This window comes from Neptuniibacter sp. QD37_11 (genome assembly GCF_047778105.1).
GTDB lineage: Bacteria > Pseudomonadota > Gammaproteobacteria > Pseudomonadales > Balneatricaceae > Neptuniibacter.
Map to the genome: position 1 here is coordinate 124,046 of NZ_CP180552.1, position 24,721 is coordinate 148,766.

Below are 24,721 nucleotides of genomic sequence, written 5' to 3' on the forward strand. Positions count from 1 at the left end.
GTCGGGAGGTTACATGTTTGGATAGTTTGGCCCACCCATGCCTTCTGGTGTAACCCATCTGATATTTTGCGCCGGATCTTTAATATCGCAGGTCTTACAGTGTAAGCAGTTTTGCGAGTTGATCTGGAAGCGTTGACCACCATTTTCTTCATCATCCACCACTTCATATACCCCTGCAGGGCAGTAACGTTGTGCTGGTTCTGCAAAGGTTAACAAGTTTGTCCCTAGTGGGATGCTGCTATCCATTAATTGCAGATGGCAAGGTTGGTCTTCCTCGTGGTTGGTATTGGAAAGGAAAACCGAGGAGAGCTTGTCGAAGCTCAGTTTGCCATCAGGCTTAGGATATTCGATCGGCGTAAAGTTACTCGCTGGTTGTAACTGAGCGTGGTCTTCGTGGTCATCATGCAGGGTAATCGGCAGCTTACCGGCGAAGATATTCTGATCTACATAGTTGAATGCACCGCCCATAATGGCACCAAACTTATGCATCGCAGGACCAAAGTTACGGGAGCGGAACAGCTCATCGTATAGCCAAGATTGCTCGAATAGATCCTGATAACGCTCAAGGTCTGTACCACCAGAACAACCAGACGCTACCGCTTCAAAGATCGCTTCAGCACCGAGCATGCCGGATTTCATCGCCGTGTGAGTGCCCTTGATCTTGCTGAAGTTCAGTGTGCCGGCATTACAGCCAACCAATAAACCACCTGGGAAGTTCATTTTTGGCAGAGAGTTGAAGCCGCCTTTAGTGATCGCACGGGCACCATAAGATACACGGGTACCGCCGTCTAAATGTTTCTTTAATACAGGGTGATGTTTCAGACGCTGGAACTCATCAAATGGACTGATATGCGGGTTGGCGTAGTTAAGGTCTACGATCAAGCCGGCAACCACTTGGTTGTTATCCGTGTGATAAAGGAAGAAACCGCCACTGGTATCTTTATCTAGAGGCCAGCCCGAACCATGCACGACCAAGCCTGGTTGGTGCTGTTCGGCTGGGATATCCCATAGCTCTTTGATACCAATGCCGTAGTGTTGTGCATCTGCTTCTTGGTTCAGATCAAACTTGTTGATCAGCTCTTTGCCTAAGTGACCACGACAGCCTTCGGAAAAGACGGTGTATTTAGCGTGTAGCTCCATACCTGGCATGTAGCTGTCTTTCTGCTCGCCTGTTTCAGTTAGGCCCATATCACCTGTGGCAATACCGCGTACGCTGCCATCGGCATTGTAAAGAATCTCAGAAGCTGCGAAGCCCGGGAAAATTTCTACGCCTAGTTCTTCAGCGCGTTCGGCTAACCAACGGCAGACATTACCTAAACTAACAATGTAGTTGCCTTGGTTGTGCATCGTTTTTGGCACAAAGGCATTAGGGATTTTGTTACCGTTGTCGCCATCTTTAAGCAGGTAAACCTCATCTTCCGTAACTGCCGTCGTTAGCGGAGCATCTTGCTCTTTCCAATTAGGGAACAGCTCATCTAGGGCACGGGTTTCCATAATGGCGCCGGACAGAATATGGGCGCCTACTTCAGAGCCCTTTTCGACTACGCATACGGTTAGCTCTTGTTCTTTATCTTGTGCTAATTGCATCAATCTGCAAGCAGTTGATAAGCCTGCAGGGCCTGCACCTACGATGACTACATCAAATTCCATCGACTCTCTTGTCATGTCGATCTCCCCTCATAGTTGGTTGAGGAATCTGCGTTATTCTGCCGCTCTCTAGTGATTCCACTTAGTTATGTGAGACTGCTCTATAAAAGAGGACTCGTTTATAGAGGAGTATTATATAGGTGTTTTCCCTAATAAATAAATAGCCTGATTATTAGCCTATAGGAGGGTTTTATAAATTTTAGGGGTGTTTGCTTATTATTTTTAAATGAGTATGATTAGGGAAAACACTTATTATGCTTGAGGCGAATTGCCTACGTCGCCGAAATGAGCGCATATTTAGAGATAAGCAAAACAGAGTGTGTGAAGCGCTCTTACAACTAAAACTAAAAGGTCTTTGCTGATGAAGGTACTTGTAACCGTTAAACGTGTTATCGACTACAACGTCAAAGTACGTGTTAAGTCGGACAATACAGATGTTGATTTGGCCAACGTAAAAATGGCTTTGAATCCATTTTGTGAAATTGCTGTCGAAGAAGCCGTGCGCTTAAAAGAAGCGGGCACAGCTTCAGAAATTGTTGTGGTGTCTATTGGCCCTAAAGCCTGCCAGGAGCAGATCCGTACGGCGCTAGCCCTCGGTGCAGACCGTGGTATCCAGATCGAAACTGAAGATATGCCTGAGTCACTTAACGTGGCGAAGTTACTGGCGAAAGTGATCGATGAAGAGCAGCCTGGTCTTGTGATTATGGGTAAACAGGCGATCGATTCTGATAACAATCAGACCGGCCAGATGTTGGCTGCGCTAACTGATATGCCACAAGGTACTTTCGCCTCTGAAGTTAAGATTGAAGGTGACAAGGTTAATGTGACTCGTGAAGTTGATGGCGGTTTACAGACGGTTGCACTGAACATGCCGGCAATCGTGACCACCGATCTACGCTTGAATGAGCCTCGCTATGCTTCTCTGCCAAATATCATGAAGGCTAAACGTAAGCCTTTAGATATTAAAACTCCGGCTGATCTAGGTGTTGAGCTGAAAGCACATACCAAGTTGCTAAAAGTGACGCCGCCTGCTGAACGTCAGGCCGGGATTAAAGTCTCCAGTGTTGATGAGCTGGTGGAAAAACTTAAAAACGAAGCGAAAGTACTTTAAGGGGCGAAGACATGGCGATTTTAATTATTGCAGAACATGACAATAGCGCTCTAAAGGGAGCGACGTTAAATGCAGTGACAGCTGCATCTCAGATGGGTAGTGATCTTCACCTGCTGGTTGCTGGTGCAAACTGTAGCGCTGTAGCAGAGGCTGCTTCACAAGTAGCAGGTGTTGAGAAAGTTTTGCTGGCAGACAATGCTGCTTACGAACATCAACTTGCTGAAAATATGGGTAAGTTGGTGGCTGAAATAGGTAAGGATTACAGCCATATCGTAGCGCCCGCGACGACTACAGGTAAAAACTTTATGCCGCGTGTGGCTGCGCTTTTAGACGTAGCGCAGATCTCTGATATTACTGCGGTGGAATCGGATAATACCTTCCAGCGTCCAATCTATGCCGGCAATGCGATCGCAACGTTTGAATCTTGCGACTCGGTAAAAGTTATCACTGTCCGTGGTACTGCATTTGATGCTGCGGCATCTGAGGGGGGAAGTGCTTCTACTGAGAGTATTTCAGCAGTACACGACAGTGGTATCTCTAGCTTTGTTGGCGAAGAGATGGCGCAGTCTGATCGTCCAGAACTTACAGCTGCAGAGGTAATCATCTCTGGTGGTCGTGGTATGGGTAACGGTGAAAACTTTGCCATGCTGGAAAAAGTCGCAGATAAGCTGGGTGCAGCAGTCGGTGCATCCCGTGCAGCAGTAGATGCAGGCTTTGTACCGAACGATATGCAGGTGGGTCAAACCGGTAAGATCGTTGCGCCAGAGCTGTATATTGCTGTAGGCATCTCCGGTGCGATCCAGCACTTGGCGGGTATGAAAGATTCGAAAATTATTGTCGCAATCAACAAAGATGAAGAAGCGCCAATCTTCTCGGTCGCCGATTACGGTTTAGTGGCAGATCTATTTGATGCCGTTCCTGAGCTAGAGCAAAAGTTATCTAGTTAGGATAAATAGTCTTCTACGTGTGAATTACCTCTTTTTCACTCTACGTTTGCCGGTACCGTTGGTACCGGCTTTTTTATGCCTGTGGTTCTATACCATCGTGAATTTCAGGTGCTGTTAGCGGTAGTTCTAAAATAAAGGTAGTGCCGGTATCGAAGCTACTGTTGACTCGGATCGTGCCACCTAAAACGTGATTCACGATCGAATAAACAATGCTCAAACCTAAACCGGAGTTTCCTTGCCCAAGGGAGGTTGTGAAGAACGGATCAAACACCTGTGCTAGATATTTTGATGGGATGCCGCAGCCGTTATCTGCCACTTTAAGGATGATATTCTCATCACTTTTTGCATAGCTTATAGATACATCAACAGGTTCTGCTTGGTTAGATCCATGGATAACCGCGTTGTTGATTAGGTGGACTAATGCTTGTGCCAGCGGAGCTGGGTAAGTGTCCATCGTCAATGTGGAATCGCCATTTACAGATACATTGATCTTGTCCTCTTCAATATCGTTGGTAGCGATCACGGTTGAGTCTTCAATGACTTCCGCAATATTGATCAGTTGCCGGTGCTCTTGGCTTTGGTGAACTGATATCTGTTTGAAGTTACGCAGTAGGGTAACGGCCCGTCGCAGTGCGTCTGCTTCTAGCTCTAAGGATCCTTGGCTGTCACTTAGGAAATCGAGTAACGCTTGTTTGGTTAAGGCGTCATTACCGACCAGCTTTTCGAGTTGATCAATCTGTTCTTTTAGAGTGCTACTCAGGGTAATAGCCATACCCAAAGGTGTGTTTATCTCATGAGCGACGCCGCTCACTATGGAGTTAAGCGCGGCCATTTTTTCAGTTTGTACGAGCTGTTTTTGAGTACGGGTGAGGCGATCAACCGTTTCTTCGAGAGAGGCTTTGGCGCTGGATAGAGATTGAGTGCGTTCTCTGACTTGGCGCTTTAACGTAATAATGGACGCTAATGCTAAGCAGGCTAAAACGAACGCGGCTCCAAAACCGAACTGATAGTAGATCTGGTTAAGTTTATCTTCTGTGAGATAGACCATGTTATATCCAGACCACTGCTGATTAAGGCTTGCTAGGGTACCCTCTTTTTCCATCAGTTCTATGCCTTTTTGGAGCTGTTGGACCAGTTCAGTATCGTTTTTTCTGACTCCCATATGGGTCGCTTTGGTAGCGATTGGGGTGGGTGCAAACTTAATCCCTTTTAGTTTATTTTTTTGAACCACATAAGAACCGACCCATTTAGTGGTAGCTAAGGCATCAATCTCACCTTTCAAAAGTTTTTGGAAACCATCTAGATGATCATTGATTGTGACTAGCTCTGCTTGGCTTTGGGTCTCTATTATTTTGCGAGGAAAGCCGCCTTTAGATACGCCGGTTTTGATCCCTTTGAGATCTTCTAAACCATGGATTGTGAGGTTATCACTGCGAAGGAAGAGACTAATTTCAAACTGTAAAAAACTATCAACAAAGGCGTAATCTTTAACCCGGTCAGGGTTAGGACTGAAAACGGTCAGAACATCGGCTCTACCTTCTAACACGGCTTGCTGCGCCTGCTTCCAATTCATCAGGTTGTATTCAACTTTGCGGTTTAGCGCTTTCGAATATTCTTCAAGAAAAGACGCAAAAATTCCCCTTGGTTTGCCATCTTCTAACCACTCAATCGGTGGGTAATCTTTATCTCCAACAAAGCGAATGGTGGGTTGTTCGCTGTCAGGTCCAAAGGTGATTTGCGCAATAGATAGCTGGGAGAAAAGAAAGAGCATTCCAGCAAATAGCATCTGATAAGTGACACGCATCAATATTTTATATCTCTAAATTAAATACTCTGTTTATTGAGTATAGGAAGACTTGGATTAGATGCCATGGAAGAATTCACATCAATAGTGTTGTTCTAAGACCTGCTCAATCCACTACAACAAAATGTGGTCGTGGAACTGAAGTATGTTAAGCTCGGATAGCGCTCAAAGTTAACATTGGAAGTATTGAGGTAACGCAGTTGTCCGAAGGTGTATCAGATCTGGTCAGGGAAAATACGCAGCTGCGTCAGCGTATTCAGTATCTTGAGAAAGTCGAGCAGTCTCTTAGGGAAACTGAAACGCGCTATGCTTTGGCGATGAAAGGTGCGAATGAGGGGCTATGGGATTGGGATCCTGTCAGTAAAGAACTCTACCTTTCTGCCCGCTTATTAAGCACCATCGGCATGGGCAAAGACACTATTAAGACCACTTCAAGTGAGTGGCTACAATGGGTCCATGAGGATGATCGTGAACGTTACCAAAAAGTCCTTTGTCGGCACCTTAAAGGTGAAACCGAATTTTTCCGTTGCGAGTACCGAGTAAAAAATAATAACGGTGGCTATTTCTGGGTCCTTGCTCATGGCTTGGCACTGAGAAATGAGAACAATGTTGCTTACCGGATGGTGGGCTCTATTGGCGATATCACCGAGCGTAAGAACTACGAATCAAAACTTCTCCACCAAGCCACTTATGATCACCTCACCGGTTTGCCTAACCGTGTATTGGCGATGGATCGGCTCTCACAAGCTTTAACACGCGCCAATAAGAATCAAACCTCGGTCGGAATCCTATTCGTTGATCTAGATAACTTTAAAAAGATTAACGATACCTTAGGGCATGAAGTGGGTGATCAGCACCTTCAAGAGATCAGTCGACGCTTGGGCTACTGTGTGCATGGCGACGACACTATTGCGCGTTTGGGCGGTGATGAGTTTTTAGTCATATTGCCAGATCGTAAAGCCCACGATGAAATCTCGGATATATGTGAGCGGATTTTAAGAACGGCAGTGCAGCCGGTGTTGATCAATGGCTATGAGTTATCCACATCGGCGAGTATCGGTATTACGGTTGCGCCTAAAGATGGCCAAGATCCTGTTGCCCTACTGCGTAATGCTGATGCTGCAATGTATAAAGCCAAAGCAGTGGGCAAAGATGCCTTCCGTTTCTATACGAGGGAGATGGAGCATGAAACGGTGTTTAAATTCACCATGGAATCCTATCTCCGTCGTGCTCTTTCTCAAAATCAGCTCAGCTTGAGCTATCAAAGCATCATCGATGCGGCCAGCGGTAAAATCATAGGTGCAGAAGCCCTATTGCGTTGGTCATGTCCAGAGTATGGTCAGGTCTCTCCTGATCAATTTATCCCTTTAGCTGAAGAGTCGGGTTTGATTGTACCTATTGGTGATTGGGTGCTTGAACAAGCCTGTAAGCAAGCGGCTCGATGGGCAGAGCTTATGGGAGAACCGTTCAAAATAGCCGTGAACGTGGCATTCCCGCAGTTCCGTGATGGTCATTTGGAATACACGGTTAAGCGTGTACTCCGTGAAACAGGTTTGCAGCCTGAGGCTCTCGAGCTTGAGCTCACCGAACGCCTTCTCATGGAGGATGAACGTGGTTGTGGTGAGGCGTTGAAGCATCTTAGTGAAATGGGGGTTCAGCTCTCGATTGATGATTTCGGCACAGGCTATTCAGCCCTTAATTACCTGCAAAAATTCCCTGTGGATACCTTAAAAATTGATCGCAGTTTTACAGCTGAACTGAGTGTCACACCCGAAAGTCCTGCGCTGATCTCCGGTATTATTCAGATGGCTCATGCCTTAGGGCTGAAAGTCGTCGGCGAGGGTGTGGAACTGGCTGAGCAACGAGATTTCTTGCAGCAAAAATCTTGTGATTATTTTCAGGGTTATCTGTTCTCGAAGCCCCTACCAGCAGAGCATTTTACTGAATTACTGCAAGCACAGTTACAACAAGCTTAACGGCACTTATTGATTCTGGTATCTGCGTGTATCATTACTGTATTACCCGTTCCACTGGGTTTAATCGGTAGTTTTTGAGACGAGAGTTATTAGATATGTATAAAAAGATCATCCCTGCGTTTGTTGCTATATTCATGTTGAGCCAACCATTATCAGCGCTGGCCCATGGTGGTGCGACGGGTATTGTTAAAGAACGTATGGATGCGATGGAAGATATGAAAGGGGCGATGAAAACCGTCTCTGATATGTTTAAAGGCAAAATTCCTTATGAGCCTATTCAGGTTCGTGTAGCCGCTGAAACGATCAATATGCATGCGGGTAACAACCTCACTAAATTGTTCCCTAAAGGTAGTCTGCATCACCCAACCGAAGCCAAAGCGGAAATATGGCAGGAGTGGGATCGCTTTCAGCACCTTTCTAAAGAGTTAGAGCGAATCAGCCAAGGCTTGTACGACGCCGCTGACAATGTTGGCTCTGAAAATGAGGAAGGTTCTTCATCAAGCATGATGGGTATGGCTGCAGAACCTGAAGTGCAAGAGGGTGCGGAATCCTTTGCGACTATGCCGGTAGAGGTAGTATTTGAGCGCTTAAGCGATAACTGCTCAGCTTGTCATACTGACTATAGAGTAGAGAAAGATAAATGAGAAAACTCCTCTGGTTTTCATCTCTCCTAATCTGCTTGGTTTTAGGTGCTGCGTTAGGAGTCAGCTACTTGAGTTCGGTAGATGAGCCTAGAGCCTCGCTATCCGAGCGGAAGGGGAATGTTGCCAGAGGAGCTTATCTTGCGCGTGTTTCAAGCTGTATCGCTTGTCACACCGATAGTGAAGCTAAAGGAAAGCCGTTAGCGGGTGGAAAGGGTACGGAAACACCGTTCGGCACCTTCTATGCGCCGAATCTTACGACGGATAAGGAACACGGCATAGGGAAGTGGAGTATAGATGATTTTGAGCGTGCATTGCGCGCGGGAAAGTCACCTAGCGGTCAGAGTTACTACCCAGCCTTTCCTTATAGTTTTTATACACACTTATCTGATCAGGATATAGCTGATTTGTGGGCGGCGTTTAAAACTGTCCCCGCAGTATCTAAACCTTCGACAGCGCATCAAGTGAGCTTCCCGTATAACATCAATTGGGGCCTAGATGTGTGGCAGTTACTGTTCTTTGATGAACAAAGGTTTATCCCCGATGCAAAGAGCAGTGAACATTACAATCGTGGTGCTTACCTTGTTCAAGGGCCGACGCATTGTGGCGCGTGTCATACCCCTAGAAACCTTCTGGGTGGATTAGATACTGCGGCAGCTTTAAGTGGTCATCAGGGCTTTGTTGAAGATGATGGTGTTATTCCTGCAATTACTGCAAGCGCATTAGCTAAACAGGGTTGGAGCGAAGCGGATCTAGCTTACTCACTGAAGTCTGGAGTGAAGCAGGATGGTGATGTCTTTGGCGGTAGTATGGGTGAAGTGGTGCGTGATGGCGCTAAGTATCTGAAGAAGTCAGATCGAGAGGCTATAGCTCATTACTTGATGACTCAGCCTTGATTGTCTAAGAGCAGCTAATAAAAAACCCGGTACTGCAAAGTAGCCGGGTTTTTTAATGCTTAGTCTTAACTAAAGACGATTAGTCTTCGTAAAGGCTATCGCGAATGCGTTTTAGCTTAACTTCTAGTGTGTGACGGTCATCACTTACTAGGTTAAGGTGCCCAACCTTACGGCCTGGACGCAGCGACTTGTTGTACACATGGTGCTGTACATTGCTTTCGCTGATAATCTCTTTAGGTGCTGCGATACCTAGTAGGTTAACCATACCAGCGTGTTGGCTGTTGATGGTGTGACCTAAACCTAAACCGCAGATCGCGCGGATATGGTTTTCAAACTGGGAAGAGATGCCTGCGCCTTGAGTCCAGTGACCACTGTTATGAACACGTGGTGCTAGTTCGTTAACCAGCAAATCATCGCCCGCTTGGAACATTTCGATAGCGATTACGCCAACGTAGTCCAAAGCATTGAGTACTTTATCTGCGATATCTTTAGCTTTAGCATGCAAGGCTTCAGGAGCATCAGCCGGAGCAATCGAGCTCCACAAAATACCGTTACGGTGAAAGTTTTCTGTTAGCGGATAGAATACACAAGCGCCAGACGCGTCACGTGCCGCAATCAAAGATACTTCACGGTCAAAATCGACGCGGCCTTCAATTACAACTTCTGGTAGCGAATCTGCTTCAGCTACAAGATTTGCTAAATCTTCATCGGTTTTTAGGACCCATTGACCGTAACCGTCGTAACCCTCTTCGCAGGTCTTAACGAATACTGGGTAACCTAGCGTTTTAACGCTCGCGCTCAATTCTTCTGCATTGTTAGCAAGGTGGAAAGGAGCCGTCTGAATACCTAGAGAATTTAGGAAAGTTTTCTCACGTCCGCGGTGTTGGCAATAGCTAATCGCTTCTGGAGAAGGATAAACAGAGCAGTGCGGCTTTAGTGTGCTCAAAAGAGACACATCAACATGCTCACGCTCAACGGTTACCACATCAGGATTGCCTAGTGCAGTAAAAAGAGACTCGCCTTCCATCTCTGGAGTGCGCTCAACAATTTCACCTAAGCCTTTAACGCAATCAGTACCTTCACCTGGCTCAGCCAGAAAAGTAAAACGGTGACCTTGAGGCCAACCAGCCAAAGCCATCATGCGTGCCAACTGGCCGCATCCAACAATAGCAACGTGCATTATTCTACCTCAACAGGAACGCTGTCAGTCTGAGCTTTGCGCCACTCTTGTAGACGTTGGCTCAATTCTGCATCTTTAAGGGCTAGCATCTGTGCTGCCATTAGACCTGCATTGTATGCACCCGCACCGCCAATTGCCTGACAAGCAACTGCTACGCCGCGTGGCATCTGAACCATAGATAGTAGGCTATCTAGGCCTTTAATGTTTTTGCTGGCAACAGGTACTGCGATAACTGGCAGATGAGTCATAGATGCTGCCATACCAGCCAAGTGAGCTGCGCCGCCAGCACCTGCAATAATTACCTCAACGCCACGTGTGTGCGCTTCGGAGGCAAACTGGAAAAGACGCTCAGGCGTACGGTGTGCAGAAACTACTTTAGTTTCAAACTCTACACCTAGTTCTTCCAGTGGCTTAGTAGCCTCTTGCATGGTTGGCCAGTCTGAGCGAGAGCCCATGATGATACTGACGGAGACTTTACTCATTTTTGTTTACCTGTTTCCTCTTGGCTTAATGCCAAAAATTCAATAATCAGTGCGCTGAAAAATAGAAGCCGTATCAACACGTTATAAAACGTGATGCTATGTGATTTAGCAATCATTGATAGGCTTTGGTTAGCGCTTGGAGGTGTTACGGATATCGCTGCAGGTACCGCGATAAAGAAGAAACACCGACCCCTAATGCTGCCAGTAGAATGGTACCACCAGAGGATAAACCCAATAAAACAGTGGTGGCTGTACCGAGTACTGCGCCCAAGGGGCGACATCATACCACCAAAGCTAGTAATAGAGGAGTCGTACTCGCGAAGTAGTTCAATTCTTGATCTGACAATATTGCCCGTTTCTAACAACTACAGGGCAAAAACCTTGCGCAAAAGTCTATCAAAAAATGTGGATAACTGCTCGTATCTATGGAGTAAATACAGAGCGGGGATAGGCGATATATGCAATTGTAATTAGGAAATGCTTTATATCGTTTTAATTTGAAACTGTAGAAAAGTTATTTGAAATCTCAGGGGAGTCGTATTGCTTTTGAAGGTAGTGAGCCATCTCCGTTTTTGATAAAAGGCCTGTTAAACGTTTCCACATTTGGCGTCTGGATGGAGAAACGGCTGTGAGTGGTTCGTAACATGCCCATAGATCTTGGTCTTTTCCTATATGGCGGGATACGCAAATTTGTCCGTTTAAATTTTCTAACATGCTCGTAGGTACCGTATTTTTAAAAAATTACCTTTAGCTAAAGAGTATAGGTGCACATAGTAGAGAGTAGAGGAACCAAGAAGCTGTTAATAGAGAAGCCTTGATTGTTCGCTAGCTGGAGCAGGAGATACAGTTCAGAGTAAGGAGGGGGAAGTGCTTTAAAAGAGCATGACATATGCCATGCTCTATTCAATCAATGCGGCTGCATTAATTAGGTCTTATAGAGGGCGGATGTTCTCAGCCTGAGGACCTTTTTGACCTTGAGTTACAGAGAACTCAACTTGCTGACCTTCTTGAAGGCTTTTGAAACCATCACCAGCGATAGCGCTGAAGTGTGCAAAAACATCTGGACCTGATTGTTGTTCGATGAAACCAAAACCTTTCTCATCGTTGAACCATTTTACAGTGCCAGTAGTTGTATTAGACATAATCAATTTTCCTATTTTTCGGAAATAAGTGGGCCGCCCAAAAAGTTGGGGGCAGTTAACGCAGGAGTTTTTAATTTTTACTTACGGAAAACAGGACGAGGAATTCAGAAAAGACTTCGAAGTGAGGAACATAAATAACAAGTAAAGCATCAAGCTGGACTGCACTGTATATAATTTAATCAGTTAAGTCAAAGCTATTTAAAGCCTCGCCAACATTACGACAAAGATCAGCCTGATAATGATCCACTGACCACGGGTTCCTACCTAGACTATAAAGGTCGCATTAATTGCGACGAAAAGGGGAGCATAGTGCTCCCCCTTGTTATTTGGCTGTTTGGGCTTAGATTTTTACGATCTCAGCTTTTTTTGATTTGAAACCGTCAGTGATTTCAGAACCTTTCAGTGTAATTACGCCTTTGCCTTTGATCTTAAGGCCGGATTTCTTACCACTGTCGTTATTTGCGGTTGTGCTGTTTTCGATGAGAGCTGCAACTTTACCCGCATCTTTAGCTTCTAGCACAATGCCTTTACCGCCGTTTTTGTCGGCATGACCAGAAGAGATCAGAGCGGTTAGGTTACCGTTTTCCTCTTCCGTCATTTTGAAGCCATCATCTGTGTTACCTGATGCAGCAGAGTCAATCACTGTGATCTCGATATCGCCTTCGCCTTCTTCGTCAAAGTCTAGACCTTCATCTAGGTTATTGTGGATAGTCGAAGAGTAAAGGACAGTCTTGATGCTACCGTTACCTGCTTCGTCGATATCAAAACCATCATCAAAATCGATACCAAACTCGTAAGCTTCAACCGAGCCGGAAGCATACAGATCTACTTCGCGCTCAAAGCATTTGTCATCAGCGGAACCGGTAATCTCAGCAGGTACTTTGTCAGAAGACATCTCGCCATCTTTAAACTCAGCTTTTACTGGAGATGGTAGAAGAGGTTGTAGAAGGTCTTTTTGGCAGTAACCACCATTGTTAGAGAAATCGACGTTGCTCACGTTAACAATTACGTCGCCATTCTGACCTTCATCTAGCTCAACACCGTCAGCGCCTACTTTGTTGAAGCGAGAGTTATGAGAGGTAAATAGTATGTTGCCTTCGTTACGTTCATCGACTCGAAGGCCATCGCCATCTACGCGGCCATAGCCGACATTGTGGATGTTTAGGTTGTACGCATTTACTGCGATAGACGCTGGAGAACCACCGCCTTCGCCACCTGCGCCAGCGCCACAATCTTTGGCAATATCACAATCAGAGATGTGGATACCGTGATAAGCAACACCGCTAACCTCAACGTCATTGAGTGTCACGGTTAGGGTTCCGGTTTGGTTATCTCGTAGGTTAACGAAGATACCTTTACCAGCTTCGCCTTTTAGGTCACCGCGGTTTTGGATGCTAAAACCGCCAGGTCCTTCAAATTTAAGACCGCTGATATTTAGGTCCGCGCCTTGAGAGATAGCCAGCAAATCGGTGTTTTTTGCAGTTTTGATGATCTGGCCGTTGCCGTAGATCGCGATAGGTGCCTGACCAGTATAAGTCAGAGTGGAGTTGATCATGATATCGTCTTTGCTAGTAACAATGACGCTATCTGCTTTACCTTCAGCAACAGCGATCAGTGCTGCACGCATGGAACCTTCGCCGCTGTCATTACCATTAGTTACTTGAATAGGGGCAGCGTAAGCTGTTGTTGTAAGCAAAGTTGCGCCAACCGCTAAGGCTAGCGCTTTAAGAGGGTGAGAACCGTGCAGCATAGACATTGAAAATACCTTTATGGAAAGTCTTATAAATTTATGTCGCCAAAACTATCTATGCCGGGTGACGTTTAGATGACAGGTTGAAGAAGTTTTTATGAGAGGAATATTTCGAAGGTATTTGAGTACAGTGAAGTCACAATTGGCTGGATTAAGTTTTTATAAACCAGCCAATGTGGTAGGAGATAAAAATTTACTGTACATCCTGCATATCGAGCTCAACAACATGTCCCGGACCTGCATCTAATAAGATGTAGTAGTCCTGATCGGGTGTTGGAAAACTAAATGCAGAGTCTTTATCCGTTTGGCCTTTGACTAGTAACTCATCCTCATAGGAGATGACTTCAAAAGGGAAGTCACTCGCCGCAGAGCCGTCTGAAAAACTGCCTTCGCACTCAATCAGCTCATTTGCTGTAGAGCAGTTAAGGAAGATGCTATGGGCGAACGAAGGCGCAGATAGCAGAGCTAATGACGCAAATACGATTGCTTGTTTAGCGAACATCGATAGTCTCCTTACCATCAGGCATTAATGGCCAATTAGCTTGGTAAACATCACCACTCCAAGTGATAGCGGTAACCCAGAGTTCAGCGTTATCGCGAATCTTTTTCGGCAGTTGATAATGAACATGCTTAGCGCCAAGAGGGCCATGGATCAGCGTGCCGGGAGCTCTTAATGTTCTCGGTTTACCTACGCGGGCGTAGATAAATTTAATCTCACTCAAAGAATCTTTCGGAATTTTGACCGAGAAGTTGGTACGCCCTCCTTCTCTAATTGGCGGTAGATCTTTTTCAAGGAAACCGGCAAACGCGTTTACTTTAACTTCCCAAGGGCCTAAAGGTTTTTGAGTGTATTCAAAACCTGCATTGGATACGCCCTGCACTGCTAGTGTTAATACAACGCTGGTACCAAAACCAACACCAACCAGCATTAAGATATTCAGATATTTGAAAACACCCATAGGGCCGCCCCATGGGCGAACAATACGCCAGCCTTTGATTAGCCTTTTAATTCCTGGGCTGCGATTGGAGACTATACGCGAAGCCCGTTTGGTACGTTTGTAATAGATAATTAGGCCGGTCACACAGAGGGCGGTCATTAACGCACCAAAGACAAACCAGATGAATTTTACGATCAAGTCAGCTGCGCCAGATTTAGCCCATGTACCGTAATGAAGAGGGTGCATCGCTAGATCAAAACGTTGCATAAAGGTCAGTGAGTCAGCCATGGATTGATTAATGATGGTGCCATCATAAGGGTTGATCCAGATGCGGCTTCCTCCACCTCGTATCAGCCACTCTCCTTGAGAACCTCCAATCTCATAAGGATCTGCATTGTGTTCAGGTGGCACCATGCGTGTGATCTCAAAATTTGGATATTTTTTCTTAACGATATCGACAATTTGATAGCTACTCAGGGCCGTAGGTGCTTGGCTACCAAACTTATCTAACTCAGCGTAATCGAGCAGTGGTTTGCGATCATAAGGTTCATGCAGTTTTGGTGCATCGGCGTATAAAACTAACGGCACCTGATAGAACCACCAAGTCCCTGATACGCCGATTATCACTAAAAACCAGATGCTCCAAACACCAACGATCTTATGAAAGTCGCCTAAAAATGCGCGCATATTGTTCATGCGCGGTTTGCGGAAAAAGTAACGCCAGAAGCTAGGTGCTGCGATCAATCCGGCGACTAAGGAGATAATAGTGAAAATTCCGAATGCGTTAACGACACTGCGGCCAACAACCGGTAGAAATAGAGTGGTATGTAGGAAATTTAGGAAGTTACCTACAGTCAGTAGTGGTGTGTCACCTAAAACTTCCCCTGTGTAAGGATTAATCCAAGCGTTTCTGAAACCGCCATTGCTGTCATTAAACATGGCGCTGGCAGCGGTAAATGGGAAATTAGCATTGGGTTGAAAGTTACTCAGGCCATTTTCTGGATAAGCTGCTTGGAGTTTATCTAACAAGATACCTTCATTCAGTCGGGTATCCATCGGCGTTACTCGCATCTCTGGCATTAGCAACCAATCAATCTCTTGAGCAATCACCGCCAGTGTTCCAGACGCCAACACTAAGGTCAGAATTAGGGTGATTTTTAAACCAAAAAAACTATGGATCAAAAAGGCAATATATTGGCCAGAGAGCTTCCTTTTCTGTTTTGGTTTGGCCACTGATTTTGGGCTGGTTATATCTAATTTTTGATTCATAAATGTGTCGATTTTTTGATTGTCTGCCGCAGGACTATCGAGTCCTGAATTGTGGCCGTAAATGTAGAGTAGGAAGATACGGATCAATTGATAATACGTATCATTTATAAGTTTTAAACGAATGATACGTTTGTTACTTTTTCCGCAGGTTTGTTGGAACCAGGGGGGATTACGATTGGCGGTTGAGTTGGATTAGGAACTATTCCTCAACTTAAGTGACCAACGATCTCCGCCTTTAGACGGGTAAAATTAGATCGAGTGGCAGAGTTGAAAACAAGGATGCTAACCGCATATAAATAGGCATCTCATTCGTAACGTCATTGTGCAAAATTAATAAAAACAGGAGCTTAGAATGACAGTAGAAGCCACTGCAAATACGGCATCGAGTCAAACCTTGCAGAGTAAACTGATCGGGTTATCAGAGGCTTTAAAGCAGAAAGTCATTGGGCAGGAAGCCTTAGTTGAGCATCTGTTGATTGCATTGCTTACGGATGGCCATGTTTTACTGGAAGGCCCTCCAGGTTTGGCGAAGACGCGTACAGTACATGCCTTAAGTGATCTGTTAGAAGGCGTGTTCCATCGTGCTCAATTTACGCCGGATCTACTGCCAAGCGATATTACCGGTACTGAGATCTACAACACGCAAAAAGGCGAGTTTAGTTTCCGTCAGGGACCACTGTTTTGTAACTTATTATTAGCGGATGAGATCAACCGTGCGCCAGCCAAAGTACAGTCTGCCTTGCTAGAAGCGATGGCGGAGCGACAAGTCACGGTTGCAGGTAAAACTTATCCACTGTCTAAATTCTTTATGGTGATGGCGACGCAAAACCCGCTGGAGCAAGAGGGAACTTATCCACTACCCGAAGCTCAGCTAGACCGTTTTATGCTACATATCCGCGTTGACTACCCAGATCATAATCAAGAGAAAGAGATCCTGCGTTTAGTACGTGACGAGCATAACTCCGAGTTGGCTGGTGAAGCCGCTCATATTGATGTTGCGCTGACCGAGCAGGAGTTATTCGCAGCTCGCTCCAGCATTATGCAGGTCTATATGGCGGATAACCTTGAGGATTATATGATCGCGCTAGTGATGGCGACTCGGAATCCAGAAGTCTACGGAGAAGATCTGAAAGATAGTTTAGTCTTTGGCGCAAGCCCGCGTGCGAGTATCGCATTGGATCGCGCTGTGCGTGCTAAAGCTTGGTTGGCTGGACGTGATTTTGTGACGCCAGATGATATCCAAGAGATTGCACCTAGCGTGCTAAGGCATCGTATCGGCTTGAGCTATGTGGCTGAAGCGCGAGGTTTAGATAAAGATAAATTGATCGCCGAACTGATCAACCGCGTGGCGGTACCTTAGGGATCAATCTATGTTCTTAGGGGAAGCAAGCCCAAGACCTGTGCCATCCGCACGACACCTAATCAGTGTGGATGAACTTATTAGCTTACGGTTCTGGCCGCCTGCGCGACAGAATAGCTGTGAGCGTATGGCCATTCGTGAAGGCCATCATCTCAGCCATATTCGCGGTCGCGGTATGGAATACGATGATGTGCGTGAATATCAGCCGGGTGATGACATTCGTCATTTGGATTGGCGTTTGATGGCACGCACTGGTGAAGCGCATACCAAGCTTTATCGAGAAGAACGCGAACGCCCAGTTTTCCTGCTCTGTGATCTTCGCCATAGTATGCAGTTTGCGACTCGTGGGCACTTTAAATCGGTGTTGGCTGCTTATGCTAGTGCGAAGGCGCTCTGGACTACCTTGGCGAATGGAGACCGTGTAGGTGGCATGTTGTTAAGCGAGCAACAAGAGCAGTTATTTAAACCGAGCAATAGTCGTCAGCAATTGATGCAGATGATTACCGCACTATCTCAGGGTGTTGAGCCTACTGAGCAGACCACTGAACGATCCTTGGCACAGTCACTAGCGCGCTTAGAGTCGATCTTAAGCAGTGGCAGTATCCTTTATATTTTTAGCGATTTTCACGATGTTGATGAAGAAACCGAACTGCATCTGATGCGTCTGGCACAACGGTGCGAGTTGAAACTGGTACTGATCTCCGATCCGCTGGAACAACAACTGCCAAGCAGCGGAAAATCGTATCGTTTTAGTGGCTTAGGGCGCGAATTGCTGGTCTCTGCCAATCAGGCGCAGCAGCTTAAATATCGTGGCCAGTTTCAGCAGCGATTACAATTATTACAAAATCTGCACAACCTACGTGGCGTTGAGTTTGCCCATTGGCAAACGGATCAACATCCGTTATTTCAGTTTAATTCTCAGGAGGTGAGCTAGTGGACTTTTCCCAGCTTCCTCTGCGTCCCATGCAACAGCCAGAGATGATTGGCTGGTGGCCTTTAGCGCCGGGCTGGTGGTTGTTAATTTTGCTCAGCATCGGGTTATTTATTGCAGTGGTGTGGTTTGGCTATCTCTACCTGAAGAAAATGCGGAACAACCCAAATCGTTGGGCGCTACAAGAGCTTAACGCCATTCAAGCAAACTACCAGCAACATCAAAATAAACGGCTTTTGGCAGAAGAGTGTAATGCACTGTTAAAACGCCTGGCGCTGACCCTGTATGCTCGCCAAGATGTCGCCGCGCTAAATGGAACCGCTTGGACCGATTTTTTAGCTAAGCAAAGCAGTTCGGATACTTTAACTGTATTGGCAGTAGCGCCTTATCAAGAATCACCTGAGTATGATGCCGAAGCGCTGTTGGGTGCCTGTAAAGCATGGCTAACGAATGCTAGAGGACCTGCCGATGTTTGAGTTTGCTTGGTGGTGGCTCTGGTTACTTTTACCTCTGCCTTGGTTAGTAAGACGCTTTTCTAAGCCTTCAGCGGATCAGGGTGGGGCTTCACTGCATGTACCATTTCTTGACCAGATGGAACAAGCGGTAGGGCCGCAACAAGGCGTATCAACCCAGCAATCCTCTCCATGGCGACTAGTGCTGCTTTACCTTATCTGGGGGCTATTGATAGCGGCTGTAGCGAAGCCACAATGGTTAGGCGAGCCGATTCCACAGCAGCTGGAAGGCCGTGATCTTATGATGGCGGTGGATCTGTCGGAAAGTATGTTGGAGCAGGACTTTGAGGTGAATGGCCGTTGGGTGAGCCGATTGGCGGCAACCCGATTAGTCGCCGGTGATTTTATCAAGCGCCGCGAAGGGGATCGTGTGGGCCTGATTCTTTTTGCAGAACAGGCTTATCAACAGGCGCCTCTGACCCATGACCGCGACACGGTTAAAACTTTGTTAGACGAAGCTCAAGTGGGTTTGGCGGGTAAAGCGACAGCAATTGGTGATGCCATTGGCTTGGCGGTAAAACGCTTTAAACAGATGGAAAGTGAACAACGCATTCTGATTCTGCTTACTGATGGTCGCAATACTGCGGGGGTGCTAAAGCCGTTGCAGGCGGTGGAGTTAGCAAAATCAGAGGGGCTTAAGATTTACACTATCGGCGTTGGCGGCGGTAGCCAAGGTGGAGTTTTAGGTTCGTTCTTTGCTCAAGGTTCTGATTTGGATGAGAAGACGCTAACGGCGATTGCGGAGCAAACCGGAGGTCGTTTCTTCCGCGCTTATGATTTGGACGAATTGGCAGAGATCTATGCTGAGTTAGATGAATTAGAGCCGGTTGAACAAGACTCCGAATTTTTCCGCCCTATAGATCCGCTTTTTCACTGGCCGCTGTATGGCGCTTTTGTATTGGCGTTGATCCTAGCGATCAGCTTAAGGGGGCGTAACTGATGTTTTCTGATCTTCAGCTACAACAGCCGCTTTGGTTGCTGATTATTCCTGCGGCGTTTGTGCTTATTTTGTGGCTGCAAAAGCGCAGAGCTGATGCCCAAGATTGGTCAGAGGTTTGTGATCCAGAACTCCTGCCGCTGTTAAAACAGCAGGGAGCAAAAAAGTTAAAACGTAATTGGTTGCCGTGGAGTTTATTTGCTGCGGTGATCCTCCTAGCAGTCGCGGCTACGCAACCGGTGTGGCAGAAGCAACCTCAACCGGTATTTAAGCAAAGTGATGCGCTAGTCCTTGCCTTGGATCTGTCAGCGTCGATGAATGCAACCGATCTAAAACCGAGCCGCCTGCAACGGGCCAATTTTAAGATTAAAGATCTACTCAAAAAGCTCCCAGATACAGAAATTGCGCTAATTGTTTATGCCGGAGATGCCTTTGCGGTAACACCGTTAACCGAGGATAGCGATACTATATTGGCTGCCTTACCAGCGATGACCCCTGATATTATGCCGGTGCAAGGCAGTCGCGCAGATCGCGCCTTAGTGCTGGCTGATCAGATGTTAGCGCAGGCCAATATTCAAGGCGGTAATATCCTATTGGTGAGTGATGAAGTCTCGCCTGCGCAAGTTGCAGCCGATGCCAGTCGTATTCGCAATCAAGGTCGTAAGATCTCTATTCTGGCCGTTGGTACGGCCGAAGGTGGGCCTGTACCTACCGAATATGGATTCTTACAAGATCAACAGGGCAATGAAGTGATTGCGACCATGAATATCGGGTTGATGACAGAAGCAGCTGGTCTTGGTGGTGGTCAGGCGCAGTTAATTCGTGTGGACGATCTGGATATCGATTATCTGATCGCTGGCCTTAAGTCTGGCGAGAATGCCGCAGTAAATGTCGATAAAGATATTGAACGTTGGGTTGCCGAAGGCCCCTGGTTTATCTTGCTGGCATTACCGTTCTTACTACCTCTATTTCGTCGCGGTTTGTTTAATCTGACGTTGCCTATTGTCGTAATAGCCTCTGCTGGCGTTTCCCAGCCAGCTAATGCAGATTGGTGGCAAGGGCTGTGGAAAACTCAAAATCAGCAAGCAGCTGAAATTTATCAACAGGGTGATAAAAGCGCTGCGGCGGAGTTGTTCACAGATCCGCGTTGGAAGCAGCTCTCGCACTATGAGAGCGGAGATTATCAACAGGCTTTAGACAGCCTGCCAGAGCCTGAAACTGTGAATGATTTTTATAACCATGCTAATTCACTGGCCAAGCTCGGGCAGCTGGAGAAAGCACTAGAAGCCTACGATAAAGCGTTAGCTGAAAGGCCTGATTTTGACGATGCTCTGCATAACCGTAAGTTGGTTGAAGAGTTGTTAAAACAGCAAGAGCAACAGCAGCAACAAGGCGGAGATCAGAACAAAGAAGACAAATCTGATCAGCAGAAAAAGGACAATAAACAGTCAGGCCAAGATTCTCAAAATGACCAGAGTAACGCTTCTGAGCAATCATCTGATCAGCAGCAAGAACAGATGGATCAATCATCTTCATCCAAGCAAAAAGATCAGCAACAGATGGCTGAAGAGCTCAAGGAGCAATTGGATGAAAAGCTAAAAGATGCTGAGCAGCAAGAACAGAAGCTTGATAGTACCGAACAAACTCAACCTCTGGATGAAACTGAGCAATCTAATCAGCAGATGTTAAACCGAATTCAAGATGATCCAGCGGGTCTGTGGCGACGCAAATTTATCTATCAATATCGTCAGCGTTCCGAGCAGCCAGCAGCGGAGGATAAACTATGGTAAATGGAATTAAGTTATTTACCGCAGCAACACTTTTACTCTTTAGTCAGTTACTGATGGCTGCTATTAGCAGCGAGATTGATCGCAATCGTATCGAGCAGGGCGAGTCCTTCCGCTTAATTCTCAAGATTACAGCGAATGAAGCTAACCAAGTTGATCTAGAACCCCTACACAAGGACTTCCAGATTCTAGGGCGCAGTCATCAGTCCAGTACGACTTTCCAAAACGGTTCGCTAAAAAGCACCACTAAACTGGTTTTAACCCTATTTCCTAAGCGAGCGGGCCAGTTAACTATACCTGCCTTGGAACTTGAGGGAGAGAAGAGTAAAGAACACAGCATTGAAGTTGTTGAAGTTAAGCAGCCTTCAGCTGTTGATGGTGGCGTAGAGTTCCTTTCTACCCTATCTGATAAAACCCCTATCGTTCAGCAGCCTATTATCTATCAATCTAGCTTGGTTCTGGGTCGGAAAATTTATGATGCTGGCATCCAAGAACCCCAAGTGACCGAGGGTAAGGCTTTAATTGAAGCTTTGGGTGAACAGCGTCAGTACGAGCAAGAATTGAATGGCCGTCGTATGCTTGTGATCGAGCAGGCATGGCTGATTACGCCGCAACAAAGCGGCACCCTAAAAATCCAAGGGGCGCGATTGAGCGGCCAAGTTCCAGATGGTCGACCAGATCCTTTTAGAGGTTTTAATACGAGGGCTGTACGTAGAATTTTTGTGCCTGCAGAAGATTATGAAGTTGAGGTTCAGCCGATTCCTGCAGAGTTTACTGGCGAGCATTGGTTATCAGCGAAAGAGATCAATTTGGGTAGTGATTTTGACCGAGCTATCGACAGTTGGAAACAAGGAGAACCGGTCACACGAACGTTGACCTTAGAGGCCACAGGCGTAAAAAAAGAGCAGTTACCTGAATTGGTATTGCCGGAAGTGCCTGGCCTAAAGCAATACGCAACCAAACCGCAAATCGAGCAGTACTATGTCGATGGCGAACTTACCCTAAGCCTTAAACTTGAAGTCACTGTGATTCCTGAACGCGGTGGCAAAGTCACGTTACCTGAAATACAGCTTCCTTGGTGGAATACTGAGGCTAAGCAACAGGAAGCTGCGAGCATCCCTGCTATCAATCTTGATGTGGAAGCGGATGCAACTGCAACTGCTTTGACTCCTAACCCACCGCCTCAGGTACAACAGTCGTTATCCACAACGCTACCAACGCAAGCGCCCCAGATTACGGAAACTAGCCCTGTGGATAATATAGATAGCCAACAGGTTGTTGTGAACGAGAGCAAAATCTCTTCTTGGTTAATGTTAGTTGTGGGTATCTTAATTGGGGTTATCTTATCCACAGTGGTATTTTTACTATGGAGAAGATATCAGCCGCAGCAGAAGGTGAAAAAGGAAGAACTTAAACCGGTTAATTCGGTGCCAAATTTTAAAAAGCTAAAAGCGTCTTGTTTAGCAAACAACGCACAAGAAGCTCGGGTAGAACTGATCACTTGGGCGCGCCATCGATATGCAGGTTGTAATCATCTGAATGACCTATCCGATATTGTCAGCCCAGAGTTTAAACACGAGATCGAATTCCTCAATCGTAGCTGTTTTGCTAGTGATAACTGCTCATGGGATGGTAAAGGACTGTTGAAACAGGTTGAGGCTGAGAACAACCGTGTAAATAGGCTTACTGAACAGCAAAACGGTTTGGAGCTCTTATATAAAACCTAAAGGTAAATCTCAGAGGAATGCGAAATTTTGCGATTCAGATCAAATATTAGTCAATAGTGTGGATTGTTAGTCTAGAAATTGACCAATTCACATTTCTTCTTTTGCTAGTATTAAATCCTACTCAAAGTTATATGGATCGAGATCTAGCATGTCCAATAGGCTTAATGACACTGCCAATCTATACAATATAGCGACACGTCGTTATTTGTTGGCGGTTGTTATTATTGCGTTACTTGCTACGTCTGCGTACTACACTCTGCATTCAGCGCTTTCTGATTCTGAAGCGACAGCTTATGTGGTGAATTTATCGGGTCGCCAGCGTATGCTCAGTCAGCATATAGCGCTGGATGTGCATCGTTATCACCATCAGAGCATTACCACAGAAACAAAGCCCAAATCTCCCTCGACTCTCATGTTGCAGAACCTCATCGATATGAGGCTGGCAAATAAGCAATTATCATCAGGTGTTTTATCTGAGGATCAAGTTATTGATCTATCGCCACAACTGCGCGAAATGTATTTTGGCCAAATGGACCTTCATAATCGAGTCAATCGATACTTAGATCTTGCTGAACAGCTTTATAAAAGTAACCAGGCAGAAGAGAGGTTGGCTTATCTTGAGTCAATCGATCAAACTTCACCGCAACTCCTCATAGATCTAAACAAAGTCGTACAACAGTATCAGCTGGAAGGAGAGAATAGATTAGCAACGATCTCTAATTTAGAGCTCCTTGTGTTAGTCACAACTCTGATTGCGCTTATTTTAGAAGTTTTATTTATATTCCGGCCTATGGTTGCTCAGTTGATGGCATCACAGAAAGCACAAGCGAAAACAATGGCACGCCTCGAAGAGATGGTCGAACTCCGTACCTTAAAGCTTGAAATGGCCAATCGGAAACTAAAGGAGCTTGCCACCCGAGATCCTTTGACGGAGCTGAAAAACAGACTAACGTTGGAAAGTGATGTTGAACGTTTAATTGAGGTAAGTGAGAAAAATCATGTCCCATTTGCTTTCTGTATGGTTGATATCGACTGGTTTAAGCAAATAAATGACACCTATGGTCACCCCGCAGGTGATTATGTTTTAAAACGGCTTGCGTCTCTCATGATGGGCGTTACACGTGATTATGATCACCTCTACCGAACCGGTGGAGAGGAGTTTGTTCTAGTGCTCAATCGCGTGAATTTAAATGAGAGTATTAAAATTTTAGATCAATTAAGAACGTCGGTAGAAGAACACGTTTTTGATTTTGAAGGCCAAATGATCAAGTTAACTATCAGTGTAGGGCTTTACCATACAAGCCAAGATAGTTTGGCTCATATTCACTCAGTTGCTCGAGCTGCAGATAATGCCCTCTATCGAGCAAAAGAGAGCGGACGTAACTGTATTAGAGTGGCAGATCGGCAAGATCTCAAAGACTTACAATAGATATAGCCCTGAAATTAGAGCTTCAGTCGCACGTGCTTTGAAGCCTTAATCTCTCCAGTAATAAAAAGTAAGAGCTACCTCCGCTCTAGCCTTTTTTATGCAACCTATTGATTTTAAGTGAGTTTCTGGTTATCGGTGTGCTTTGGGATACGCCTCATACGGTATGATCGAAAAAGGATTGTTCATTCTTAGTATTCTATATTTCCTGTGCTATACCTAAATAGGATTTCTTCAGGAACTTACCCAATAAATGGA

The 24,721-nt window shown here is 45.9% G+C and carries 20 protein-coding genes; 12 read left to right on the forward strand and 8 right to left on the reverse strand.

The features are described 5' to 3' along the window. Positions 1–9: 9 nt before the first annotated feature. Positions 10–1,665, reverse strand: a complete 1,656-nt coding sequence (locus ACMXYT_RS00555; protein ID WP_415899700.1) for an electron transfer flavoprotein-ubiquinone oxidoreductase — start codon at positions 1,663–1,665, stop codon at positions 10–12. A gap of 343 nt (positions 1,666–2,008) precedes the next feature. Between ACMXYT_RS00555 and ACMXYT_RS00560 the strand changes: the two genes are divergently transcribed. Further along, a complete protein-coding gene (locus tag ACMXYT_RS00560; RefSeq protein WP_415899701.1) occupies positions 2,009–2,758 on the forward strand; it encodes an electron transfer flavoprotein subunit beta/FixA family protein in 750 nt (249 codons plus the stop codon). A gap of 11 nt (positions 2,759–2,769) precedes the next feature. Beyond that, positions 2,770–3,705, forward strand: coding sequence for an electron transfer flavoprotein subunit alpha/FixB family protein (locus tag ACMXYT_RS00565; protein WP_415899702.1), 936 nt, complete (start codon positions 2,770–2,772; stop codon positions 3,703–3,705). A 73-nt stretch (positions 3,706–3,778) separates the two neighbouring features. Here the strand turns inward: ACMXYT_RS00565 and ACMXYT_RS00570 are convergent, their stop codons facing one another. Further along, a complete protein-coding gene (locus ACMXYT_RS00570) occupies positions 3,779–5,509 on the reverse strand; it encodes an ATP-binding protein (protein ID WP_415899703.1) in 1,731 nt (576 codons plus the stop codon). Between the two features lie 200 nt (positions 5,510–5,709). Here ACMXYT_RS00570 and ACMXYT_RS00575 point away from each other — a divergent pair, with 200 nt between their 5' ends. The 3 genes from ACMXYT_RS00575 (at position 5,710) to ACMXYT_RS00585 (ending at position 9,022) form a co-directional block, all read left to right on the forward strand. Beyond that, positions 5,710–7,485, forward strand: a complete 1,776-nt coding sequence (locus ACMXYT_RS00575; RefSeq protein ID WP_415899704.1) for a putative bifunctional diguanylate cyclase/phosphodiesterase — start codon at positions 5,710–5,712, stop codon at positions 7,483–7,485. A 95-nt stretch (positions 7,486–7,580) separates the two neighbouring features. Then, positions 7,581–8,129 carry a c-type cytochrome gene (locus ACMXYT_RS00580; RefSeq protein ID WP_415899705.1) on the forward strand — a complete coding sequence of 183 codons (549 nt, stop codon included), beginning with the start codon at positions 7,581–7,583 and terminating at the stop codon, positions 8,127–8,129. Continuing rightward, a complete protein-coding gene (locus ACMXYT_RS00585; RefSeq protein ID WP_415911735.1) occupies positions 8,126–9,022 on the forward strand; it encodes a c-type cytochrome in 897 nt (298 codons plus the stop codon). The genes ACMXYT_RS00580 and ACMXYT_RS00585 overlap by 4 nt, the downstream gene beginning before the upstream one ends. A 79-nt stretch (positions 9,023–9,101) precedes the next feature. Here ACMXYT_RS00585 and ACMXYT_RS00590 read toward each other — a convergent pair whose 3' ends face one another. From ACMXYT_RS00590 to ACMXYT_RS00615, 6 genes are all read right to left on the reverse strand, one after another. Next, positions 9,102–10,202: a 5-(carboxyamino)imidazole ribonucleotide synthase gene (locus ACMXYT_RS00590; protein ID WP_415911736.1), complete on the reverse strand. Its 1,101-nt coding sequence runs from the start codon at positions 10,200–10,202 to the stop codon at positions 9,102–9,104. Then, complete coding sequence (gene purE, locus ACMXYT_RS00595; protein ID WP_415883076.1) at positions 10,202–10,684, reverse strand: 5-(carboxyamino)imidazole ribonucleotide mutase; 483 nt, start codon at positions 10,682–10,684, stop codon at positions 10,202–10,204. Before purE ends, ACMXYT_RS00590 begins: the two co-directional genes overlap by 1 nt. A 932-nt stretch (positions 10,685–11,616) precedes the next feature. Continuing rightward, positions 11,617–11,826, reverse strand: a complete 210-nt coding sequence (locus ACMXYT_RS00600) for a cold-shock protein (RefSeq protein WP_286240059.1) — start codon at positions 11,824–11,826, stop codon at positions 11,617–11,619. Positions 11,827–12,166: 340 nt separating this feature from the next. Beyond that, positions 12,167–13,582, reverse strand: a complete 1,416-nt coding sequence (locus tag ACMXYT_RS00605; RefSeq protein ID WP_415911737.1) for a hypothetical protein — start codon at positions 13,580–13,582, stop codon at positions 12,167–12,169. 187 nt (positions 13,583–13,769) lie between these two features. Next, complete coding sequence (locus ACMXYT_RS00610) at positions 13,770–14,078, reverse strand: hypothetical protein (protein WP_415911738.1); 309 nt, start codon at positions 14,076–14,078, stop codon at positions 13,770–13,772. Then, positions 14,068–15,783 carry a PepSY-associated TM helix domain-containing protein gene (locus ACMXYT_RS00615; protein WP_415911739.1) on the reverse strand — a complete coding sequence of 572 codons (1,716 nt, stop codon included), beginning with the start codon at positions 15,781–15,783 and terminating at the stop codon, positions 14,068–14,070. The genes ACMXYT_RS00610 and ACMXYT_RS00615 overlap by 11 nt, the downstream gene beginning before the upstream one ends. A gap of 352 nt (positions 15,784–16,135) precedes the next feature. On the opposite strand from ACMXYT_RS00615, the gene ACMXYT_RS00620 reads away from it, so the two are divergent. From ACMXYT_RS00620 to ACMXYT_RS00650, 7 genes are all read left to right on the forward strand, one after another. Beyond that, positions 16,136–17,143, forward strand: coding sequence for an AAA family ATPase (locus ACMXYT_RS00620; protein ID WP_415899710.1), 1,008 nt, complete (start codon positions 16,136–16,138; stop codon positions 17,141–17,143). 10 nt (positions 17,144–17,153) lie between these two features. Next, positions 17,154–18,077 (forward strand): DUF58 domain-containing protein, encoded by a 924-nt coding sequence (locus tag ACMXYT_RS00625; RefSeq protein ID WP_415899711.1) that lies wholly within the window; start codon positions 17,154–17,156, stop codon positions 18,075–18,077. Next, entirely contained in the window at positions 18,077–18,550 is a 474-nt protein-coding gene (locus ACMXYT_RS00630) for a DUF4381 domain-containing protein (protein WP_415899712.1), read from the forward strand. Before ACMXYT_RS00625 ends, ACMXYT_RS00630 begins: the two co-directional genes overlap by 1 nt. After that, positions 18,543–19,526, forward strand: coding sequence for a vWA domain-containing protein (locus ACMXYT_RS00635; protein WP_415899713.1), 984 nt, complete (start codon positions 18,543–18,545; stop codon positions 19,524–19,526). The genes ACMXYT_RS00630 and ACMXYT_RS00635 overlap by 8 nt, the downstream gene beginning before the upstream one ends. Further along, the gene (locus ACMXYT_RS00640; RefSeq protein WP_415899714.1) at positions 19,526–21,313 is read left to right on the forward strand and encodes a VWA domain-containing protein; all 1,788 of its coding nucleotides are present in this window, start codon (positions 19,526–19,528) and stop codon (positions 21,311–21,313) included. The genes ACMXYT_RS00635 and ACMXYT_RS00640 overlap by 1 nt, the downstream gene beginning before the upstream one ends. Continuing rightward, complete coding sequence (locus ACMXYT_RS00645; protein WP_415899716.1) at positions 21,307–23,037, forward strand: BatD family protein; 1,731 nt, start codon at positions 21,307–21,309, stop codon at positions 23,035–23,037. The genes ACMXYT_RS00640 and ACMXYT_RS00645 overlap by 7 nt, the downstream gene beginning before the upstream one ends. A gap of 148 nt (positions 23,038–23,185) precedes the next feature. Then, positions 23,186–24,466 carry a diguanylate cyclase gene (locus tag ACMXYT_RS00650; RefSeq protein WP_415911740.1) on the forward strand — a complete coding sequence of 427 codons (1,281 nt, stop codon included), beginning with the start codon at positions 23,186–23,188 and terminating at the stop codon, positions 24,464–24,466. The last annotated feature ends 255 nt before the right edge of the window (positions 24,467–24,721 follow it).